Origin of the sequence: Microbacterium arborescens (assembly GCF_030369635.1) — a bacterium.
Taxonomy (GTDB): Bacteria; Actinomycetota; Actinomycetes; order Actinomycetales; family Microbacteriaceae; genus Microbacterium.
In genome coordinates this window covers 321,241-341,356 of record NZ_CP128474.1, presented here as the reverse complement: position 1 = coordinate 341,356, position 20,116 = coordinate 321,241, and the positions used below count along the sequence as shown (strand labels likewise).

The 20,116-nt window shown below is 69.5% G+C and carries 20 protein-coding genes and 1 tRNA gene; 13 read left to right on the top strand and 8 right to left on the bottom strand.

Translation table 11 applies throughout. The annotated features are described in order from the left end of the window. Positions 1–4: 4 nt before the first annotated feature. The 3 genes from QUC20_RS01635 to QUC20_RS01625 form a co-directional block, all read right to left on the bottom strand. Complete coding sequence (locus QUC20_RS01635) at positions 5–451, bottom strand: GNAT family N-acetyltransferase (protein WP_289330737.1); 447 nt, start codon at positions 449–451, stop codon at positions 5–7. Between the two features lie 70 nt (positions 452–521). Beyond that, a complete protein-coding gene (locus QUC20_RS01630) occupies positions 522–2,189 on the bottom strand; it encodes a BCCT family transporter (protein ID WP_120263660.1) in 1,668 nt (555 codons plus the stop codon). A gap of 78 nt (positions 2,190–2,267) precedes the next feature. Beyond that, positions 2,268–2,792 carry a MarR family winged helix-turn-helix transcriptional regulator gene (locus tag QUC20_RS01625; protein WP_289330736.1) on the bottom strand — a complete coding sequence of 175 codons (525 nt, stop codon included), beginning with the start codon at positions 2,790–2,792 and terminating at the stop codon, positions 2,268–2,270. A 111-nt stretch (positions 2,793–2,903) separates the two neighbouring features. Here QUC20_RS01625 and QUC20_RS01620 point away from each other — a divergent pair, with 111 nt between their 5' ends. Continuing rightward, the gene (locus QUC20_RS01620; RefSeq protein WP_289330735.1) at positions 2,904–3,500 is read left to right on the top strand and encodes a MarR family winged helix-turn-helix transcriptional regulator; all 597 of its coding nucleotides are present in this window, start codon (positions 2,904–2,906) and stop codon (positions 3,498–3,500) included. 68 nt (positions 3,501–3,568) lie between these two features. Here the strand turns inward: QUC20_RS01620 and dcd are convergent, their stop codons facing one another. Together dcd and QUC20_RS01610 are read right to left on the bottom strand one after the other, a co-directional pair. Beyond that, positions 3,569–4,174 carry a dCTP deaminase gene (dcd, locus tag QUC20_RS01615; RefSeq protein WP_120264439.1) on the bottom strand — a complete coding sequence of 202 codons (606 nt, stop codon included), beginning with the start codon at positions 4,172–4,174 and terminating at the stop codon, positions 3,569–3,571. A 35-nt stretch (positions 4,175–4,209) separates the two neighbouring features. Beyond that, positions 4,210–5,223: a LacI family DNA-binding transcriptional regulator gene (locus tag QUC20_RS01610; protein WP_120263662.1), complete on the bottom strand. Its 1,014-nt coding sequence runs from the start codon at positions 5,221–5,223 to the stop codon at positions 4,210–4,212. Between the two features lie 207 nt (positions 5,224–5,430). Here QUC20_RS01610 and QUC20_RS01605 point away from each other — a divergent pair, with 207 nt between their 5' ends. The 6 genes from QUC20_RS01605 to QUC20_RS01580 all read left to right on the top strand — a co-directional run bounded on the left by QUC20_RS01605 (position 5,431) and on the right by QUC20_RS01580 (position 12,474). Beyond that, positions 5,431–6,735 carry an ABC transporter substrate-binding protein gene (locus tag QUC20_RS01605; protein ID WP_289330734.1) on the top strand — a complete coding sequence of 435 codons (1,305 nt, stop codon included), beginning with the start codon at positions 5,431–5,433 and terminating at the stop codon, positions 6,733–6,735. Positions 6,736–6,743: 8 nt separating this feature from the next. Further along, complete coding sequence (locus tag QUC20_RS01600; protein WP_120263664.1) at positions 6,744–7,760, top strand: carbohydrate ABC transporter permease; 1,017 nt, start codon at positions 6,744–6,746, stop codon at positions 7,758–7,760. Next, entirely contained in the window at positions 7,757–8,653 is an 897-nt protein-coding gene (locus QUC20_RS01595; RefSeq protein WP_289330733.1) for a carbohydrate ABC transporter permease, read from the top strand. The genes QUC20_RS01600 and QUC20_RS01595 overlap by 4 nt, the downstream gene beginning before the upstream one ends. Before the next feature lie 24 nt (positions 8,654–8,677). Continuing rightward, positions 8,678–10,957 carry a beta-xylosidase/alpha-l-arabinosidase gene (locus tag QUC20_RS01590; RefSeq protein WP_491714050.1) on the top strand — a complete coding sequence of 760 codons (2,280 nt, stop codon included), beginning with the start codon at positions 8,678–8,680 and terminating at the stop codon, positions 10,955–10,957. A 539-nt stretch (positions 10,958–11,496) separates the two neighbouring features. Then, positions 11,497–11,570 (top strand) — tRNA-Gly (locus tag QUC20_RS01585). Between the two features lie 157 nt (positions 11,571–11,727). Then, on the top strand, positions 11,728–12,474 hold the full coding sequence (locus tag QUC20_RS01580; RefSeq protein WP_289330732.1) for a DUF3800 domain-containing protein: 747 nt from the start codon (positions 11,728–11,730) through the stop codon (positions 12,472–12,474). A gap of 93 nt (positions 12,475–12,567) precedes the next feature. On the opposite strand, the gene QUC20_RS01575 is transcribed toward QUC20_RS01580, so the two are convergent. Continuing rightward, positions 12,568–13,836, bottom strand: coding sequence for a tyrosine-type recombinase/integrase (locus QUC20_RS01575; RefSeq protein ID WP_289330731.1), 1,269 nt, complete (start codon positions 13,834–13,836; stop codon positions 12,568–12,570). Next, complete coding sequence (locus QUC20_RS01570) at positions 13,833–14,492, bottom strand: helix-turn-helix domain-containing protein (protein WP_289330730.1); 660 nt, start codon at positions 14,490–14,492, stop codon at positions 13,833–13,835. Before QUC20_RS01570 ends, QUC20_RS01575 begins: the two co-directional genes overlap by 4 nt. Positions 14,493–14,568: 76 nt before the next feature. Between QUC20_RS01570 and QUC20_RS01565 the strand changes: the two genes are divergently transcribed. From QUC20_RS01565 to QUC20_RS01545, 5 genes are all read left to right on the top strand, one after another. Then, on the top strand, positions 14,569–14,829 hold the full coding sequence (locus QUC20_RS01565; protein ID WP_289330729.1) for a MerR family transcriptional regulator: 261 nt from the start codon (positions 14,569–14,571) through the stop codon (positions 14,827–14,829). Between the two features lie 134 nt (positions 14,830–14,963). Continuing rightward, complete coding sequence (locus QUC20_RS01560; RefSeq protein WP_289330728.1) at positions 14,964–15,689, top strand: helix-turn-helix domain-containing protein; 726 nt, start codon at positions 14,964–14,966, stop codon at positions 15,687–15,689. Further along, a complete protein-coding gene (locus QUC20_RS01555; RefSeq protein WP_289330727.1) occupies positions 15,686–16,138 on the top strand; it encodes a helix-turn-helix domain-containing protein in 453 nt (150 codons plus the stop codon). Before QUC20_RS01560 ends, QUC20_RS01555 begins: the two co-directional genes overlap by 4 nt. Before the next feature lie 227 nt (positions 16,139–16,365). Next, entirely contained in the window at positions 16,366–16,788 is a 423-nt protein-coding gene (locus QUC20_RS01550) for a hypothetical protein (RefSeq protein ID WP_289330726.1), read from the top strand. Continuing rightward, a complete protein-coding gene (locus tag QUC20_RS01545) occupies positions 16,785–17,477 on the top strand; it encodes a hypothetical protein (protein WP_289330725.1) in 693 nt (230 codons plus the stop codon). The genes QUC20_RS01550 and QUC20_RS01545 overlap by 4 nt, the downstream gene beginning before the upstream one ends. 731 nt (positions 17,478–18,208) lie before the next feature. Here the strand turns inward: QUC20_RS01545 and QUC20_RS01540 are convergent. Further along, positions 18,209–19,006 (bottom strand): MOSC domain-containing protein, encoded by a 798-nt coding sequence (locus tag QUC20_RS01540; protein WP_289330724.1) that lies wholly within the window; start codon positions 19,004–19,006, stop codon positions 18,209–18,211. Positions 19,007–19,182: 176 nt separating this feature from the next. On the opposite strand from QUC20_RS01540, the gene QUC20_RS01535 reads away from it, so the two are divergent. Continuing rightward, positions 19,183–20,103 (top strand): formate/nitrite transporter family protein, encoded by a 921-nt coding sequence (locus tag QUC20_RS01535; RefSeq protein ID WP_289330723.1) that lies wholly within the window; start codon positions 19,183–19,185, stop codon positions 20,101–20,103. Positions 20,104–20,116 lie beyond the last annotated feature (13 nt).

The window sequence follows — 20,116 nt, the reverse complement described above, 5'->3', positions numbered from 1 at the left end:
GGCTTCAGGCGGAACGCCGCATGGGGACGTGCGGGATGTCGTCCTCCGAGAACTCCGGCCCGCTGATCGCGAATCCGAACCGCCCGTACCAGTCGGCGAGGTGCTTCTGCGCGTCGAGGTCGATCGCCGCGCCGGGCCACCGCTCGCCGGCGCGCTCGACCGCCGCGCGCATGAGCTGGGCCGACAGGCCACGGCCGCGGGCCTCCGCGGCGGTGGCGACGCGTCCGATGCGGGCGTTGCCCGAGGCATCGCGCAGCAGCCGGAGCGTCGCCAGAACCCGTCCGTCGTCTTCGATCCAGAAGAGCTCGGTGGCGGGCTCGAGGTCTCGGCCGTCGAGCTCGGGGTAGGCCGCGGCCTGCTCGACGACGAAGACGCTGACGCGCAGCCAGAGCAGACGGTAGAGGGTCTCGGCGGGAACATCGGTCAGACGGGCGGAGGACACCGGAGGCATCCGCCCAGCGTACGACGAAGGCGCCGGGCGGTCGGGCCCGGCGCCTTCGCGGCGATCGACGATGTCCGCGTCAGCCGCGCCTGCCGACGATCCACGGGAAGCGCACTCCCCGCTCGTTCGGCTCCTCGACCTCGAGGCCGTAGTGGTCGCCGATGCGTTCGATGAACTGGGCCCGCTCCGCACGGGCGTACGCGCGGCGCTCGCGTTGGAAGGCCAGCACCGTCGACCAGCACATCAGGAGCATGACGATCGAGAAGGGCAGCGCGATGAGAATCGCCGCGGTCTGCAGCGCCTGCAGGCCTCCGGCGAGCAGGAGTGCGCTCGCGAGGGCGGCGGTGATGACGACGAAGAACACACGCACCCAGCGCGGCGGCTCGGGGTTGCCGCCCGTGGCGATCATGCCCATGACGAGGGCGCCCGAGTCAGCCGAGGTGATGAAGAACACGGCGATCAGGACGATGGCGCCGATCGTCAGCACGCCACCGGCCGGCAGCCCCTCGAGAAGCTGGAACAGCGCCCCCTGCAGGTTCACCGAACCATCGGCGGCGAGCATCGACCCGGGCTGTTCGAGCTCTCGGTACAGCGCCGAGCCGCCGAGGACGGCGAACCACAGGATGCCGATCAGGGTCGGCACCAGCAGCACGCCCGCGACGAACTGGCGAACCGTGCGCCCCTTGCTGACGCGCGCGATGAAGATGCCGACGAAGGGCGCCCACGAGATCCACCAGCCCCAGTAGAACGACGTCCACTGCGCCTGCCAGGCCTCGCCCGCCGCCCCCTGGAGAGCGCTGACGGTGAAGGAGAGGCCGATGAAGTCCTGGATGTACGCACCGATCGACTGCACCCACTCTCGCAGGAGGAACTGCGTCGGCCCGGCGAAGAGGAGGAAAAGAAGCAGCAGGCCGGCGACGATGAGGTTGAAGTTGGAGAGCCACTTCATCCCCTTCGTCACTCCCGACAGCACCGAGAACAGGACGAAGACGGAGACGATCGCGATGAGCCCGATGAGCATCGCGTCGTTCATGGGAGGGAGGCCGATGAACTCGAGGCCCGAGCCCATCTGCATGACTCCGAGTCCGAGCGAGGTTGCGACACCGAACAGGGTGCCGACGAGAGCGACCGCGTCGATCACGTTGCCCGCGGCCCCACGCACACGATTGCCCAGCAGCGGCTCGAGCGCCCAGCGGATCGAGATCGGCCGGCGACGGCGGTGGATCGCGTACGCGAGCGCGAGCCCGACGACCACGTACATCGCCCAGGCGTGCACACCCCAGTGCAGGTACGTCTGCGTCAGCGCTCCCTGAGCCAGCTGCTGCTCGGTGCCGGTCACCCCGGGTCGCGGGTCGACGAAGTGGCTGAGCGGCTCGCTCACGCCGTAGAAGACGAGTCCGATACCCATGCCCGCCGCGAAGAGGAGCGAGAACCACGAGCCGGTCGAGAACTCGGGCTCGTCGTCGTCGCGTCCGAGCTTGATGTCACCGAAACGACTGAAGCCGACGAAGATCGCGAAGCCGACGAAGAAGGCCGCGATGAGGACGTAGTACCAGTTGAACGAGTCGACGATCGACGTCTGGATGGCGCCGAAGAACGACTCGGCCGTGGTGGGGAAGATGATCGCGAAGGCGCTGAAGCCGACGATCACGACCGCGGCGGGCCAGAACACCCAACGGGCGATCGTGCCCGGGGTGGACACCGCGGCTATGCGTTCTGCGGGAGAGGGCTGATTCTCGGTGCTCACCGAACCAGGGTGGCAGGATACCGGCGCGACGCAAAGTGGAGAAGCCCAGTTGCCTGCATCCGCGACAGCGGGTATGGCTCAGCCGCGCGGCCAGGCGTCGGCGAGTTTGGTGAGCAGTCGGGCCAGTTCGGCGCGCTCGTCGTCGGTGAATCCGTCCAGCGCGCTGCCCAGGGCCGCGCGACGTTCACCCCGCACGCTGCGCGCGAATCCACGCCCCTCGTCGGTCAGTGCGATGCGGGTGCGGCGGGCGTCGTCGGGGTCGGCCTCGCGACGCACCAGGTCGAGCTCGACGGCCTGCTGCACCAGCCGGGAGGCCCGCGGCTGGTCGACACCGATCGCCTCACCGATCTCGCTGACGCTGAGCGGGTGGGATGCCGCGGCGAGCGCCTCGAGCATGCGCAGGCGCGCGAGGCCCGCCATCCTCCCGCGTCCGTCGGCGAACGGACCCCCGCGATGTCCGTGCGGGCCGTGCCCGGCGTGGCTGCCGAACGGCCCCTGCGCGTGCGCTGCGTGCTGCGGACCGGGCCCTGGACGCCGCAGCCCGCGCAGACGCCCCAACGCGTCGGCGATGGCATCGATCTGCGGGTCGTCGGCAGCCGTCATGGTTCGAGAATACATGCGACTTGACATGGACCGGACTGCATGTCATAGTGCATATACATGACACATGACATACATAACGGGTCGGATGCGCCGGCCCGCGAAGGGAACATCATGAACAACCACGACAACACCCCCGAGGCACCCGAGACCCGATCGCGGTCGCTGGCCTTCTGGATGCGCGCCGCCGGAGCGGCACTCGCCACCGAGATGAATCGGACGCTGGCCGCCGAGGGGCTCGACCGCCGAGACTGGGCCGTACTCGATGTCCTCGCGGGCGAGCGCGACATCCCCGGCCTCGCCGAGCGCGTTCAGCGCGGCGGGAAGCGCGTCCGGTCGCTTGCGGCTCGCGGCTGGGCCGCCGAGCGCGACGGCGCCTGGACCATCACCGAGGAGGGCCGTCGCGAGCGCGACCGCATCCATGGGCTCGTCACGGGCGTCCGCAATCGCGTGCGGGGCGCCGTGTCGGATGACGACTACGCCACGACGGTCGCTTCGCTCGAGGCGATCGCTCGCGAGCTGGGTTGGGACGAGAGCGGACCACGCCGATTCGGCCCCCGGGGCCACCGCGGCTTCGGTCACCGCTTCGGCCACGACCACCGCGTCGGCCACGGCCGGGGCCCTCGCTGCGGCGAGCAGCCCCACCACGGCGAGCACGCGTTCGAGCGCGGCTTCACCGCCGGCTTCGCGGCCGGGCGCGACGCCGCCTGACCCGCGGCAGCTCGGATGAGGCCCCCGAGGTTCGACGCCTCGGGGCCCCCATCCGTCCCGGAACCGCGTCAGGCGCCGCGCGATCCGGCGTCGATCGTGCCCACGTCGGTCCGGTGGAAGTTCTGGAACGAGCGCGACGCGGTCGGGCCGCGCTGCCCCTGATAGCGGTTGCCGTACGGGCCGGATCCGTAGGAGTTCTCACTCGGCGAGCTGAGCTGGAAGAAGCAGAGCTGCCCGATCTTCATCCCCGGCCAGAGCTTGATCGGCAGAGTGGCGACATTGGCGAGTTCGAGCGTCACGTGACCCGAGAACCCGGGGTCGATGAAGCCGGCCGTCGAGTGGGTGATCAGGCCCAGCCGCCCGAGAGACGACTTGCCCTCCAGGCGCGCGGCGACGTCGTCGCCGAGGCGCACCTGCTCGTACGTCGATCCGAGCGCGAACTCGCCGGGATGCAGGATGAACGGCTGGTCCGGCTCGACCTCGATCAGACGGGTCAGCTCGGGCTGATCCTGCGCCGGGTCGATGAAGGGGTACTTGTGGTTGTCGAACAGGCGGAAGTACCGGTCGAGGCGCACGTCGACGCTCGAGGGCTGCACCATCGAGGCATCCCAGGGGTCGAGACCGATACGGCCCTGATCGATTCCGGCACGGATGTCGCGATCACTCAGCAGCACGGACACAGCCTAGAGCGCGAGGCCGGGCGAGGACGTCATCCGGCCCGATACCGAGCGGGCGGCGCGGTGGTCTGCCGGGCCACCAGCTTCGTCGGAAGCCGCAGATGCGTGGCCGGCAGCGTCTCGCCGCGCATGAGGGCCAGCAGCATCTGCACCGCGGCCGCCCCCAGGCGCCCCATCGGCTGTCGCACCGTCGTCAGGGGGACGGGAAGCCTCGTCGCCTCGGGGATGTCGTCGAATCCGACGATCGACAGGTCGCGGGGAACCTCGAGCCCGAGCTCGGCGGCCACCTGCAGGATGGCGATCGCCGACACGTCGTTCGCCGCGAAGACAGCGGTGGGCCGATTGGCCGCCGAGAGCATGTCGATCGCGACCTCGCGCACCGTCGCCTCGCGATAGCGCCCCGCCCCGACGTACGTCGCGTCGAACGGGATGCCGGCGTCGGCGAGCGCGCGACGATATCCGGCGTCGCGTGCGATCGACGACCGCAGGTCGGCGCGTCCCGCGATGTAGCCGATGCGCGTGTGCCCCATGCCGATGAGGTAGGCCGTCGCCTCACGGGCGCCGCCGTAGCTGTCGCTCTCGACGATGGGCACGTCGGCGGGGCCGGTGTGCGGGTCGATCGCGACGAGCGGGACGTCGGCACTCGCTTTGACCACCGTGGGTGTGACCATGATCGCGCCGTCGATCAGCGTTCCGCTCAGGCGCGACAGCGACCGCCGCTCCCACCCCTCCTCGTCGCCCCGCGACCCTGAGTAGGCGAGCAGGTCGTAACTGGTGTCACGAAGCGCCTCGCCCACACCCTTGAGGATCTCAGCGCTGAACGGCTCGAAATCGGCGACGAGGACGCCGATCACACCCGTCGAGCGCGAGCGCATGCTGCTGGCGATGAGGCTCGACTCGTAACCGAGCTCCGCAACGGCCGCCATCACGGCATCCACGGTGGCTGTCGCCACGCCGTAGCGCCCATTGACGGCCTTCGACACCGTCGACACCGAGACGCCGGCGCGCTCGGCGACGTCGTGGATGGTGGGGCGGCGACGGTCCATGCACGCATGCTAGCCCGAAGTGGAAACCGTTTTCGAAAACGTTTGACACCTCTTTGTTGCCCGCGCAAACTTTCGGTGTCCGACAGCACCAGCGAATGTCCGACGACACCCGAGCATCGCCGCTCGGCGGTTCGAGCAGCCCAGCCCGGGCCCGGCCGCGGCGCGCTCACCGGCAGATGTCCACTCAACGAAGAGAGAAGGAATCACATGGCACGCTCCATCACGGCTCGCCGCAAGGCAGCCGTCACGGCAGCCGTCTTGGCGGTGGGGGCACTGGCCCTCACCTCCTGCAGCGCCAACGGCGACGGCGGCAGCGCCGACGGCACCGTCGAGATGACGCTCTGGCAGAACTCGACGACCGGCCCCGGACAGGAGTTCTGGAAGGACGCGATCGCCGCGTTCGAGGCGGAGAACGAGAACGTGAAGATCTCGATGCAGTCCGTTCAGAACGAGGACATGGACGGCAAGCTCCAGACCGCACTCAACGCGGGAGACCCGCCCGACATCTTCCTGCAGCGCGGCGGCGGCAAGATGGCCGCCATGGTCCAGGCCGGACAGCTGATGGACCTCACCGACCTCATCGGCGACACCGCCAAGGAAGAGATCTCGGAGGGCTCGTTCAAGGCCGAGACCTACCAGGACAAGGTGTGGGCGATGCCGCTCGCCGTGCTGCCCAGCGGCTTCTGGTACAGCTCCGACCTGTTCACCGACGCCGGAATCACCGAGACCCCCACGACGGTCGACGACCTCAAGACCGTCGTCGGGCAGCTCAAGGATTCCGGTATCGCCCCGATCGCCCTCGGCGCGAAGGACGCCTGGCCCGCCGCGCACTGGTTCTACAACTTCGCGCTGCGCGAGTGCAGCCCGGAGACGATCGAGAAGACCGGCGACTCGAAGGACTTCAGCGACGAATGCTGGCTCAAGTCCGCCGAGGACCTCGCCGACTTCGCCGAGCTCCAGCCGTTCAACGAGGGCTACCTCACCACCTCGGCGCAGCAGGGCGCGGGCAGCAGCGCGGGCCTCATCGCGAACCACCAGGCGGGCATGGAGCTCATGGGCGCCTGGAACCCCGGCGTCATCGCCTCGCTCACGCCCGACGAGCAGCCTCTGCCCGACCTGGCGTGGTTCCCCTTCCCCGAGCTGTCGGGCGGAGCGGGTGAGCCCGGCTCGATCATGGGCGGTGTCGACGGGTACTCGTGCTCGGCCAAGGCCCCCAAGGAGTGCGCCGACTTCCTGAACTTCCTCGCCAGCGCCGAGCAGCAGGAGGCCTACTACAAGGCGTTCAACGCTCCGCCGGTCAACTCGGTCGCGCAGGGCGCCGTCGAGGAGGAGTACCTCCAGGAGGTCCTCGCCGCATACAACAAGGCACCCTTCGTGTCGCAGTGGCTCGACACCGTCCTCGGCCAGAACGTCGGCAACGCGCTCAACGTCGCCGTCGTCGACCTGCTCGCGGGCAAGAGCACGCCCGAGCAGATGATCCAGTCGGTCTCCGACGCGGCGAAGAAGGGCTGATCCGCATCATGTCGCTCAGCGAGACAGCCGTGGCGGGCAACGCCGACGGCGTGGATCTCGCGGCCCGGGGCGAGGGCGTCACCACGACGCCCTCGCCCTCCCGGCGCCGCCGAGGCCTCGGCTGGTCGGGTCGCCTCGAGATCGCGGTGCTCGTCGGACCCGCCCTGGTGATGTTCGTCGGGTTCGTCATCTTCCCCGTCGTGATGGCCGCGTACTACGGCTTCTTCCGCTGGCAGGGCTACGGACCGCCTACCGAGTTCGTCGGCCTGCAGAACTACATCACGATCCTCACCGACCCGACCTTCGTCGAGGCCCTCAGCCACAACGCGATCATCGTCGTGGCATCCCTCGTGCTCCAGGGACCGGTCGCGGTCCTCCTCGCCCTGCTGCTCAACCGCCGCATGCGCGGGCAGTCGCTCATCCGCGTGCTGATCTTCGTGCCGTACGTCATCGCCGAGGTCGTCGTCGGCACCGGCTTCGGGCTCATGCTGCAGACCCAGGGCGCCCTCAACGGCGCACTCGAGCAGCTCGGCCTCGGGGCGTTCACGCGCGACTGGATCGCCGATCCCTCGATCGCCATCTGGACACTCATGGGCATCCTCACGTGGAAGTACGTCGGCTTCGCCGTCATCCTCTTCCTCGCCGGCCTCCAGGGCATCCCCGAGGAACTGTACGAAGCCGCCGCCCTCGACGGCGCCGGCTACTGGCAGATGCACTGGCGGATCACGCTGCCGCTGCTCGCCCCCACCCTGCGCATCTGGGCGTTCCTCTCGATCATCGGTGCGCTGCAGCTGTTCGACCTCGTGTACATCATCTGGGGTCAGTACGTCGCCTCGACGGCCGGCACCTCGACGATGGCCACCTACATGGTCGTCAACGGCCGCAACGCGGGCAGCTACGGCTTCGGAAACGCCGTCGCCGTCGTGATCTTCCTCATCTCCCTCGTCGTCGCGATCGTGTACCAGCGCTATGTGCTGCGACGCGACACCGCCGGGGCCATCACCGAAGGGAAGCAGGAGCGATGACCGCCCTCACCTCTTCCGCCACTCGCGCGGTCGTCACCCCCGCCCCCACCGGTCGTCGCGGGCGCCGCAGAGAGCGCCTGCCCTGGGGCAGCCCCGTGGTGTATTTCGTCGCCCTCGTCGTGATCGCGCTCATGCTGACGCCGGTGCTCTACATCATCATCGGCGGCTTCCGCAGCAACGCCCAGATCACGGTGGACCCCGCCGGATGGCCGTCGCCCTGGAACATCGAGAACTACCTCACGGTGCTCACCGGGTCGCAGTTCTGGCAGCAGGTGCTCAACTCCACGATCGCCGCCGGCGCCACGACGATCGGCGCCGTGCTGCTGGGGCTCATGGCGAGCTACATCATCGCCCGCTACCAGTTCCGCGGTCGCGGAGTGCTGTACGCCGTCTTCGCCTCGGGCCTGATGTTCCCCATCACCGTCGCGATCACCCCGCTGTACATCGTCATCCGCGACCTCGGCCTGATGAACTCGCTCGCGGGCATCATCCTGCCGCAGATCGCCTTCGCACTGCCGATGACGATCATCATCCTGGTGCCGTTCCTGCGGGCGATCCCCGACGAGATCCAGGAGGCCGCGTTCATCGACGGATGCGGGCGCCTGTCGTTCTTCTGGCGGATGGTGCTGCCCCTGTCGGTGCCCGGCGTCATCACGGTCGGCATCCTCGCCTTCATCGGCAGCTGGAACAGCTATCTGCTGCCGCTGTTCATCCTCAACAACGAGGCGACCTTCACCCTGCCGCTCGGCGTGCAGGCGTTCTCGTCGCAGTACTCGGTCGACACGGCGAAGGTGCTCGCCTTCACCTCCCTGTCGATGCTTCCCGCCCTGGCGTTCTTCAGCCTGTTCGAGCGCCGCATCGTCGGCGGTCTGACCGGCGCCGTCAAGGGCTGATCCCCCGTAGAGAAAGCACGAACTGTGACCCTCACCGATATCTCCGTCTCGACGCGCGTCGCCGACCTGATCGCGCGCATGACCCTCGACGAGAAGCTGGCCCAGCTGGTCGGCTTCTGGGTGGACCAGGGCGATGAGGTCGTCGCCCCGATGGCCGGCGAGATGGCGTCGTCGACCGCGTACGCCGACGCCACCGTCCACGGCCTCGGCCAGCTCACCCGCGTCTACGGCACACGGCCGGTCGACCCGATCGAGCGGGCGGCGTGGTTGTGGGACGAGCAGCGCCGGCTCGTCCGCGAGACGCGGCTGGGCATCCCCGCACTCGTTCACGAGGAATGCCTGACGGGCCTGGCGGCATGGCAGGCGGCGACCTTCCCCACACCCCTCGCGTGGGGAGCGGCGTTCGACCCGGAGCTCGTCGAGGAGATGGGGGCGCTCATCGGCGAGTCGATGCGCGAGCTCGGCATCCACCAGGGGCTGGCCCCGGTGCTCGACGTCATCCGCGACCCCCGCTGGGGCCGCGTCGACGAGTGCATCGCCGAAGACCCGTACGTCGTCGGCGTCATCGGCACCGCGTACGTGCGAGGCCTGCAGAGCACGGGGGTGCACGCGACGCTGAAGCACTTCGTGGGCTACTCGGGCTCGCAGGCGGGCCGCAACCACGCACCGGTCCACGCCGGACCGCGCGAGATCGCCGACGTCTTCCTTCCGCCGTTCGAGATGGCCGTGCGCGACGGCGGCGTGCGGTCGGTCATGAACTCGTACGCCGAGATCGACGGGGTGCCGGTCGCCGCGACCCCCGCCTACCTCACCGACCTCCTGCGCGACACATGGGGCTTCGACGGCACCGTCGTGTCGGACTACTTCTCCGTCGCCTTCCTCCAGACGATGCACGCCGTCGCGCGAGACCGCGGCGAGGCCGCGCAGCTCGCCCTCGAGGCCGGCATCGATGTCGAGCTGCCTACCGGCGACGCCTACGTCGGGCCGCTCGCCGAGCGCGTGCGCGCGGGACTGGTCGACGAGGCGCTCATCGACCGCGCCGTCCGCCGCGTGCTGATCCAGAAGGAGGAGCTGGGGCTGCTCGACGAGACGTTCGAGACGCCGCCGACCAGCGTCGACCTCGACTCGCCCGCCCACCGCGCCCTCGCTCGCCGCCTGGCTGAGGAATCGGTCGTGCTGCTGAGCAACGACGGCACCCTTCCCCTGGCGTCGCCTCGCCGCGTCGCCGTGATCGGACCGAACGGCGACAGCTCGGAAGCCCTCATGGGCTGCTACTCGTTCGCCAATCACGTGCTCGCGCACCACCCGGGCGTACCCCTGGGATTCGAGATCCCCACCCTTGCGGCATCCGTCGCCGAAGCCCTTGCCGACGCTGAGGTCACCGTCGTGCGCGGCTGCGACGCCGAGGGCGACGACCGGTCGGGCTTCGCCGAGGCGGAGGATGACGCACGCGCGGCGGATGTCGCGATCGTCGCCGTCGGCGACCGGGCGGGTCTGTTCGGGCGCGGCACCGTCGGCGAAGGAAACGACGCCGACTCGCTCGAGCTTCCGGGCGTGCAGCGCGAGCTCGTCGAGCGTCTCGTCGCGACGGGGACGCCGGTCGTGCTCGTCATCCTGTCGGGGCGGCCGTACGCGATCGACTGGGCGCTCTCGGGCGAGGGGGCCGTCGCGGCGGCGCTGCAGACGTTCTTCCCGGGCGAAGAGGGCGGACCGGCGATCGCTGCGGTCCTGAGCGGGGAGGTCTCGCCCTCGGGTCACCTGCCCGTCTCGCTCCCCCGCTCGTCGGGCTCGCAGCCCTACAGCTACCTGCACCCGATCCTCGGCGGGCCGAACGAGATCACGAGCGCCGACAGCACCCCCGCGCTCCCCTTCGGGCACGGCTTGAGCTACACGACGTTCGAACGCACCGATCTGTCGGTGACGGCGTCGGTGCCCGCGGGCGACGCCTTCACGGCGACCGTGCGGGTGCGGAACACGGGTGGGCGCGCCGGCACCGATCTCGTGCAGCTCTATGCCCGCGACCTCCACGGGAGCATCACCCGCCCCGTCGCGCAGCTGCTCGGCTTCGCCCGGGTGCAGCTGGATGCCGGCGCCGAGGCGACCGTCTCGTTCGATGTGCCGACAGCGCGGCTGGCGTTCACCGGACGCGAGGGCGTGCGCATCGTCGAACCCGGCGACATCGAGCTGTGGGTCGGCCCGTCGTGCGCGGAGCGCGAGACCGAGGCGGCGACCGAGATCGTCGGCGACGTGCACCGCGTGACGGCATCCGACCGGCGCATCGTAGAGGTCTCGATCGAGCGCTGATCAGGGGTCGTGTACGACGGGCTCGAGCGATAGTGTGCGGGCCATGTACAACGACTACGCAGGACCCGCAGCGGCCTTCGGCATCGGCTTCATCGTGCTCGGCATCGCGATCTACCTCGGGACGATCGCGCTCATCCTCTGGGTGAGCTACCTGCTGATGCGGACGGCGGTGAAGAACGGGATGCTGCTCGCCATGCGCGAGAGCGGCGGACAGTTCCCAGGCGGTGGGGGTGCGGTTGGTGGCGGTGGTTATGCTGCCGGTCCGCGTCCGGCAGCACCGCCGTACCCGCAGGCTCCGCCCGCGCCGGGCGGTCACGGCCCGGCTGGCCCCGCGGCGCCGGGCGGCCCGGCTGGGTCGGGAGGTCCTGCTGGGCCGGGCGGCCTGGGTGGCCCTGCTGGGTCCGGAGGACCGGCTGGGCCTGCAGCTCCGGGTGGGCCTGCGGCTCCGAATGGGCCGTCTGCTCCTGGCGGCCCTGGCGGCCCTGCTTCGGGCGGTCCGAGCCCCGTGGGGTAAGCTGACCGAGCACCTTCGGGTGCGTGGGGCTGTAGTTCAATGGCAGAACATCTGCTTCCCAAGCAGATAGCGCGGGTTCGATTCCCGTCAGCCCCTCCACAGGATTATCCCCAGGTCAGAATAGATTTCGTCGCCAGTGCGTTCGCCTCCATTGACCCCATGTAGGCGCGCTCGTGCCCTCCTCGTGCCCTTAGCCTTCACACGGTGCGCTCGCTGACGCGTCAGATACGTCTCACCGCTTCGTAGAATCTGAGGCATGCACATCCTGTTCGTGGACGAGAGCGGAACCGCGCCGCCGCCCGATAAGGCGTCCGCCACCCCACTCTTCGTTCTAGGCGGGCTGGTAGTCCCAGAGGAGGTTTGGCCGAAACTGAAGGCAGACCTCGAAGCCGCCAAGCGCCGCCACAAGGTAACGGGCGAAATCAAGTGGCGGTACTTCGCACCCCCGAAGGGCGGAAAGACACACTCCCTCTCCCACCTCGAACGTGACGAGCGCGACGCGCTACGCGAGGAGTTGCTGGACGCGGTGGCACGGTACAAAGCCATCCGGATCATCGCAGCAGTCGTGGACACAGTAGCGACATACCAGCGCCGGGGAATCGAGGATGCGGACGACCTCTACCAGTTCGCGTTCAAGCAGTTGAGCGAACGCTTCCAGTACTTTCTTCAGGACTTGGAGCGTGAATCGGGCTCCCCGATGCGCGGAATGATCGTGTGCGACAACCGCAACAACGACCAGGACAACCGGCTGAAGGAGTTCCATCAGACTCTGCTCCAGGGCGGAGCATTCACGAGCAACTACGGGAATCTCATCGAGGGCCTGTTCATTGCCGCGTCACACCACAGCCCCGGCACGCAGTTCGCGGACCTCGTGGCGGGATGCGTGTATCGCAAGGAGAGTGCGGGCGACACGCGGTTCTTCGACCGGATTGCGGATCGGGTTCGACGCAGTAGGACCGGCGCAATGGCGGGCTACGGGCTCATCTACATCCCGAAAAAGTAAGACGCCGTGTCTGGGTTTCCCCAAAACCTGCGATAGCGGCGCAGTCACGGCGTGCACCCACTGTAACACCCCCGTGGTCTGAGTCGCCGCAATTCACAGGCCTGGCATCTCGACGCGGATCACCGCCTGCAAGCCCGTGGACTGCATAGTCGCGCGCGGTTCCAGGGCCGCGCCAGCAAGGGCGTCAAGGGTCGCCGCGATTGCGACGTTCCGCTCCTCCGCCGCGTGCTGGTAGATGAGCGCCGCGCGCGCTGTGGAGTGCCCGGCGCGCGCCATAAGTTCCCGCGTCGTGGCTCCGCCCTGCGCCGCCATCGTCAGCCCCGCATGCCGCACGTCATGCACGTGGAACTGCCCGAGCCCGATGCTTCGCGCGGCCTTGCGCCACGCCTGACCGAGCGCGTTCCCCGTAATCGCCTCTCCATCGGCGCGAGGGAACAGCGGCGACTTGCCGAACCCGGTGGTCCCGGCCAGGTGCGCCTCGACCTCAGCGGCGATCCGAGGCGGGAGCGCGACCGACCGCGAGTTGCCGGTCTTCGTGGCCGTGGTGATGAACTCGCCTCGCACACGGATCGTCTGACGCTCCACCCTCAGCACCCCATCGGCGTAGTCGCCGCGCTGGAGGGCGACGAGTTCACCGACGCGCAGGTGCGCGCCGAACATCACACGGATCGGGAGCGTCCACTGCTCCGGCATGGCGTTGACGATGGCGGCGAGCGCCTCCGGCGTCATGTACGGTCGCTCGGGGTGGGCGACGGACCCGGCACCGACGATCTGGCACGGGTTCGAGCCGATCAGCCCGTCACGGACGGCGGTCTGGAGGATGGAGCGCAGGAGGGTGTACGCCTGCCGGAGCCGCGACTCGCCGGTGGGGATGGGTGGAGCCTCCGGGGGCTCGATGCCGCGCCGCTTCGCCGTCTCCAGCACCTTGCGCCGCGCCTCCTCCGCACGCAGTTTCAGCGTGGCGGCGAGGTCCTTGCGCGCCCGGCTGTACCAGGACCGGACGATGGCGGGGGTGATCGTGTTCAGCGGGTAGTCGTGAAGCGGGGCGAGCAGACCGGCGAGGAGGTCTTCGTTGTTCGCGCGCGTCTTGGGCGCGAGTCTGCCCCGTGAACCGCCGTTCTCGATCCAGTCGGCGGCATAGGGGCCGAACGCCTCGGACCCGGCCCGGTGGTCGCGGAACTGACCGCGCATCTTGTCGGCGCGCACCCCGGCGAGCCAGTCGAGCGCCTCACGCTTCGTCACGAACGTGGTCGGGGCTGTGACGCGCTGGCCGTTCGCCTCCGGGTAGCGGGCCTGGTAGCGACCCGAGGGCAGTTTGCGGACGGTCCCGAAGGATGCCCGGTTCGTCTTGCGCGCGCTCATCGCGTGCTCCTCTCTGCGCGGCGCGTCCATCGCCGCCATTGGCTCTCGCTGACCTTGTGTGTGCCGAGGGCGTCGAACGCCACGAGCATCGCCGGGGTTGGGTTCGACCGTGCGGCGCTCTCGGCGTCGAAATCGGCGGTCGGTCGGAAGCCGAACGCCTCCTCCATCTCGGCCACGGCGCGCCGGAGGGCCTTCGCACCGAACGTCTCGATGCGCCGCCGCAGGGCCGGGGTGTCGGCCACGCGCCGCCGCACCACGTCGATCAAGTGCGCGTAGCGCTCCCATGCGTGGCGCACGTCCGCGAGGGCGTCGGCGGCCTCCTCGAACCGGGCCCACGCCTCGACCTCGGGCATAGCCTCCTCCCCGGCCACGATGGCGTCGGTGCGGAGGGTCTGCTCGCCGCCGAGGCTGACCGGCTCGGTGGTGCTCATGAGGTCGGCCACGGTGCATTCGAGCACCCACGCCACGGCCACGAGGTCGGCGGCGGCTACGGCCTTCTCGCCGCGCTCCACCTGCCATGCGACCTGGCGTGACCACCCGACGCCAACGAGGGCGCGGACCTCTCGTGCGAAGTGGGCCTGGCTCATGCCCCGCTTCGCGCGGACCTCCGCGATGCGTGCGCCGATGTACTGATCGAGATGTGTAGCGGTTTTCATAACACCTGTCCTCCACAGGCAACGCTACCTCACATGATGGACATGCAGCCAGACACAACGAGAACGGGGCAAAGAGATGACCACCACCCAGCAGAACGACCAGCCGACGCTCACCCTCGCGGACCTTCGCGACGGGACGCGCGCCACGGTCACTGTCCCTGAGGCATCCAGCGTTCTCGGGCTCAGCCCGTGGGTTGGATACCAGGCCGCACAGCGTGGCGAGATTCCGACGCTTCGCATCGGTCGCCGCCTCGTCGTCCCGGTCCCGGCGCTCCTCCGCATGCTCGACGGCGCGCAGGTAGACGAACCCACCGCGCTCGCGCGCCCGAAGCGCTGAGCCGTCCGGAGGGTGACCCTGATGGACACGACACAGCAGACCTCGGAGCCGTTCGTCTCGATGCTCGCCGCGCTCGACCGCTTCGACGCGCACCTGGCCGAGTTCGCGCTCGCCGAAGTTGCGGAGGGTGAGCGATGACGGTGGGCTGGGTGCGGGCTCCTCACTGGGTGACGCGCGAGGCCGTACCCGCGTTCGGGCTCACCCCGCCGCAGATCGCCGTGTACGCCGTTCTGCGCGACCGCGCCGATGAGCACGGCGTGACGTTCCCAGGTCAGGACCTCATCGCGCGAGAGTCGGGCCAGTCGCCGCGAGCGGTGCGTGCCGCGCTGAAGCGCCTCATCGAGGTCGGGCTCGTGGAGGTGGTGAGCCGTGGCACGAAGCAGGGCAACCGATACCGCGTGGGGATGCGCCCGCCGCTGTCGATTCCGGCATCTCCTGCCGCATTCACGTCAGCACCCACGGACACGATTCCGGCACCTCCTGCCTCCGATTCCGGCACCTCGTGCCTGTCGATTGAGGCACCAGATGCCTACGAAGTAGACCCAGGGAAGAAGACCCAAGAAGTAGACCCACTTCTAAAGCCGCCCTCGCGAGGTCGGCGGCTCGATGACCTCCCGGCATCTCCTCGGCAACTGGCATTCATCGGTGACCTCACCCGAGCCCTCGACTACGAGTTCCCCAGCGTCGAATCACGCGAGCACGCGAACGACCTCATCACCGAGTACTGGCACGAGATGGAGCGCCGCCGCGCCGAAGGTGAACCGCTCGACGGCTCGATAACAGACCTATCCCCAGCCGGTCAGCGCTATGCGCGCCGTCACGGCCTCACGTTCACGGACAGAGAGGAGGGCGCTCGATGAGCACCCCACAGCACGACCCGACCACTGCCGACCTCGCCGCGGAATACCTCCTCGGCGACCGGCCCGCCCCGAAGGGCGTTCCCGCCCGCGTCGCCCGCGCGACCCGCAAGGCGAAGGCGCTCCAGATGCGCCGTGCGGGCATCTCCGTCGAGGCCATCGCCGCACACCTGAAGGTGCACCCCCGCACCGTCTACACGTGGCTGAGGGATGCCCTCGCGGCGATCCCGCGTGAGGAGGCGAACGAACTGCGCCTGCTCGAACTCGACCGGCTCGATGCGATCTTCCGCGGACTGTTCCCTGACGCAGTTGCGGGCGACGTGCGAGCCGCGGAGGGATGCCTGAAGGTGATGGAGCGCCGCGCGCGTCTCCTCAACCTCGACGCGGCGCACACGGCGGGCCTGGAGCAGGTGGGGAGCCTGCTCGACCGGCTCGTCAACGGGGAGGGCTGACCCGTGGTGCACAGCACCCCCCGACCGAGCGACGTAGACCTCGCCCGCGCTCGCGCCAAGGCCGCGTTCCTGCCGTACCGGAGCATCCTCGTCACCCTCCCCGAGCCAGTGCGCTCGACCATTACCGCGTACACGGGTGCGCTCAGCGCGGAGGCCGCGGCTCAGCGTCACCGAGCACAGCGAGCAGAGGCGCGCCTGGAGGCACGCCGAGCGGAGAGGGGACTCCAATGACCGCCCGCACCTACGAGGGCGTGCACCACGAACTGCGTCGCCGCCGCGGGTCCGCCGTGGGCCTCCCCTGCGCCCACCCGGATTGCGACACCCCCGCCATCGGCTGGGGCCTCCTCGGTCACCCGACGAACATCGGCTACAGCGAACGCGGCACGGTCGTGAAGTGGTCCACGAACTACGAGGACTACGTGCCGATGTGCCGCTCTCACAACGGCCAGCGCGACGGGGGCGGCAACTGGACGCTCTGCCCGCGGGGTCACGCCCGCATAGCGTTCGGCACCACCCCCAGCGGTGCTTGCCGTGGATGCCGACGCGAGTGGGACCGCGAGGCCCGCGCCCGCCGCAAGACCTCCCGTCAGACGGCGGGGACCATCGCCCAGCAGGGCACCGACACCAACACAGAACGGAGGCCGTCGTGACCATCGACAGCGCCACCCTCATCACCCTCATCACTACCGCGCGCCGCGACCTCCTCGCAACGGCACGCACCACCGATCCGCACCTGACACCGGAGGGCCTCCGGGCTCGCCAGCGTGCCGAGGTCGAAGCGATCCGGGCTCGACTCCTCGACGCGATGCCCGCCGAGCCCGCGGCGACCCCTGACCGTCAGCCGGTCCTCGACGCGCTCGCCCCGGCCACCGCCGACGACATCGCCCGTGTCCAGCACGAGCAGGCGAAGGTGAGCGCCCTGCTCACCGCGGGCCGTCTCCTCCCGGAGGTCATCGCGACCGCCAGCCGTGACCGGCTCGCCGCGATCCTCGACAGCGCCGAGACAAGCCCCGAGGTCCTGGAGGCACGCGACCCGGCATCCGTGCTCGGCGCGCTCCACGAGATGATCTGGGATCGGCTCGTGCAGGTGGATGAGACGGCGCAGGCCGTCGTCGCCGCCGAGGAGGCCACGATCCCGGCGCGTGCGTGGCGCTCGATCCTGGAGGGCGTCGCGACGGCGGGCTCGATCCCGTTCGAGGGCCGCGTGCTCCTCAACCGTGCCGACCCTGCCGTGCTGGGCCTCCTGGACGACGGCGACGCCGAAGCGGTGCCCGGCCCGTCCGGGAACCTCATCGAGTCGATGATGGACGGGCTCGACCGCGTGCCGGTGGACGCCTGACCACCGATCAGCGCCGAGGAGCGGGCTGGCCTACCCGGCTGGTCCGCCCCTCGCGCCGTGTGCGCCCGCCTGAGCGACTTTCACACCGTCCAGGCCCTCTCACCCCACCCTGCGCTCGTTCGTCACTCTGTGCGGCTCTCACGGCTCCTGGTGGCGCTCCAGCCTCGAATCTCTCTCCACAGCCCGGAGTGGTCCATGATGCAACAGCCTGGCATCGCCAATGCCTCGCGTGGGGGCCTCCGGCCGTGCCCTATTCGTGCCCTTAGGGGCCATCACGTGCCCTAACTCGACCTCACCAGACCACACGACCGGGGCCCAGAAACCTAGGATCACGCGGAACTCCGGGGGCCTGCTCACTGCTTCCCAAGCAGATAGCGCGGGTTCGATTCCCGTCAGCCCCTCAGATGCGAAAGGGACGCGGCCATCGGTCGCGTCCCTTTCGCATTCGTGCGGTTGCCGTCGTAATCGACCCGCCCCAGTCGCGCCGATTCGCGATGCAAGGGACCACACCCGACACGCCGCGATGCGGCATCCTCCACCCGGGTGTCGGTCGGGAACACTTGTATCCCCGCACGTGAACCAAGCCCCGCCCCGGCCCCGCCCCTGCACCGCTCAGCCCGCCGCGATGCAAGTGATTGCCGACGACACCCCGGCGCCGGGGCATCCCACCCGGGTGTCGGGCACGATCCCTTGCATCCCGGCACCCACGAACGGATGCCGACCACCCCGGCTCAGCCCCCGATGACGACCTCGTCGCCGACCCGAACCACACCGCCGCCGGCGGCGGGGAGGAGGAGGATGCCGAGGGTCGGCTCGGCCTGATCGAATTCGGTCGTCAGCACCCGCAGCAGCCGCGCGTCGCGTTCGCCCGTGTCGGGGTTGGCCATGATCGCGGCGCAGCGGCCGATGGGGCGCTGCACGTCGAAGGCGACGTCGCCGATGCGGATGCGGCCGCTCCAGCCGAGCTCGTCCCACGCCCCGGCACCCGAAACGACGATGTTCGAGCGGAACCGCCGGCTGTCGACGGGCGCGGCCACCGCGGCATCCACCTCCGCGACCGAGGCGGCGCCGTGCAGCGAGACGTAGCCGCGCGCCCGATCCTGGAATCGCGAGATGACGCCGTCGCCGATGAGACGCAGAGGCAGCACGCCCTCGCGCTCGAGGCGTCGCGCGTCGCCCGGCGCGAGCACGAAGGCGGTCACAGCCTCCTCGAGCTCGCGCCGACCGGCGTCGTCGAGCCTCACCTCGGCAAGCACGACACCGCCGGCGCTCAGCCGCAGCCGCTGCGCCTCGGCCTCGAACGCGAGCGTCACCTGCGCGAGCGCCGGGAAGTCCATGAGCGCGAGGCCGCGGCTCTTCGGCCACGACTCCAGGCCGTCGGCGTCCTCGGGCTCCACCGCGTCGGCGAAGCGGAACGCGAGCACCCGGTCACCGGCGATCCGGCCGTCGGGCTGGACGACGAGCTCGTCGCGCGCTTCGGGCGTGAACCCCTTGAGGGGATAGCGGTACAGGGCGGAGACGACGGGCACACCGCTACTCTGCACCACCCCGCCGAATCGCCACCAGAGCCGGCGATCTCACAACCGCCGACGGCCCGAAGAGAGAAAGAGGTAACGGAACGGACGATCAGCGAGACCGCCGAGGAAACACCCCGCCCCTAGCGTCGAGCACCATACCCACCGGCTCTCGACCGAAGGAGGACGCGATGTCCTACGTCAAGCCCACCGAGCTCGTTCAGACCGTCATCGACGCGGGTGCGTCGAAGGTCATGCTCTCGACCCGCGACACGCTCATCCGCTCCATCATGGGCGGCGCCGTCCTCACGATCGCCGCCGCCTTCGCCGTGACGATCACCGTGACGACGGGGATGCCGCTGCTCGGCGCCGTCCTCTTTCCGATCGGCTTCATCATGCTGTACCTGCTCGGCTACGACCTGCTGACCGGCGTCTTCGTGCTCGCGCCGCTCGCCTGGCTCGACCGGCGTCCGGGGGTGACGCTCGGCGGCATCCTGCGCAACTGGGGCCTGGTGTTCCTCGGCAACTTCATCGGCGCCTTCACCGTCGCCGTCCTCATGGCGATCGTCGTCACCTACGGGTTCTCGACCCCGCCGAACGAGGTGGGCCAGGCGATCGGCCACATCGGCGAGGGCCGCACCGTCGGCTACGCCGAGCACGGCGCAGCGGGCATGCTCACGCTCTTCGTCCGCGGCGTCCTGTGCAACTGGATGGTCGCGACGGGCGTCGTGCTGGCGATGATCTCGAAGGATGTCATCGGAAAGATCTTCGCGATGTGGATGCCGATCATGCTCTTCTTCTTCATGGGCTTCGAGCACTCGATCGTGAACATGTTCCTGTTCCCCTCGGGGCTCCTCCTCGGCGGTGACTTCACGATCATGGACTACCTGATCTGGAACGAGATCCCCACCGTGCTCGGAAACCTCGTCGGTGGCCTCGTCTTCGTCGCGATCCCGCTCTACTTCACCTACGGCCGGCCGACCTCGCCGCGTCGCGCGCGCACGCCCAAGCGCACCCGTGCGACCGGGGCCGTCGCGCCGGCCACCGTCGAACCCGCCGTCGAGCCCGCCGCCGAGCCCGCAGCCGCCGAGCCCGAGACCGCCCGGGTCTGACTCATGGCGCGCA

Coding starts and splice junctions, on each gene's coding strand:
- QUC20_RS01535 (WP_289330723.1), top strand. CDS start 19,183: ATGTCCTACGTCAAGCCCACCGAGCTCGTTCAGACCGTCATCGACGCG.
- QUC20_RS01565 (WP_289330729.1), top strand. CDS start 14,569: ATGACCACCACCCAGCAGAACGACCAGCCGACGCTCACCCTCGCGGAC.
- QUC20_RS01595 (WP_289330733.1), top strand. CDS start 7,757: ATGACCGCCCTCACCTCTTCCGCCACTCGCGCGGTCGTCACCCCCGCC.
- QUC20_RS01575 (WP_289330731.1), bottom strand. CDS start 13,836: ATGAGCGCGCGCAAGACGAACCGGGCATCCTTCGGGACCGTCCGCAAA.
- QUC20_RS01620 (WP_289330735.1), top strand. CDS start 2,904: ATGAACAACCACGACAACACCCCCGAGGCACCCGAGACCCGATCGCGG.
- QUC20_RS01570 (WP_289330730.1), bottom strand. CDS start 14,492: ATGAAAACCGCTACACATCTCGATCAGTACATCGGCGCACGCATCGCG.
- QUC20_RS01625 (WP_289330736.1), bottom strand. CDS start 2,792: ATGACGGCTGCCGACGACCCGCAGATCGATGCCATCGCCGACGCGTTG.
- QUC20_RS01610 (WP_120263662.1), bottom strand. CDS start 5,223: ATGGACCGTCGCCGCCCCACCATCCACGACGTCGCCGAGCGCGCCGGC.
- QUC20_RS01580 (WP_289330732.1), top strand. CDS start 11,728: ATGCACATCCTGTTCGTGGACGAGAGCGGAACCGCGCCGCCGCCCGAT.
- QUC20_RS01605 (WP_289330734.1), top strand. CDS start 5,431: ATGGCACGCTCCATCACGGCTCGCCGCAAGGCAGCCGTCACGGCAGCC.
- QUC20_RS01550 (WP_289330726.1), top strand. CDS start 16,366: ATGACCGCCCGCACCTACGAGGGCGTGCACCACGAACTGCGTCGCCGC.
- QUC20_RS01555 (WP_289330727.1), top strand. CDS start 15,686: ATGAGCACCCCACAGCACGACCCGACCACTGCCGACCTCGCCGCGGAA.
- QUC20_RS01600 (WP_120263664.1), top strand. CDS start 6,744: ATGTCGCTCAGCGAGACAGCCGTGGCGGGCAACGCCGACGGCGTGGAT.
- QUC20_RS01560 (WP_289330728.1), top strand. CDS start 14,964: ATGACGGTGGGCTGGGTGCGGGCTCCTCACTGGGTGACGCGCGAGGCC.
- QUC20_RS01635 (WP_289330737.1), bottom strand. CDS start 451: ATGCCTCCGGTGTCCTCCGCCCGTCTGACCGATGTTCCCGCCGAGACC.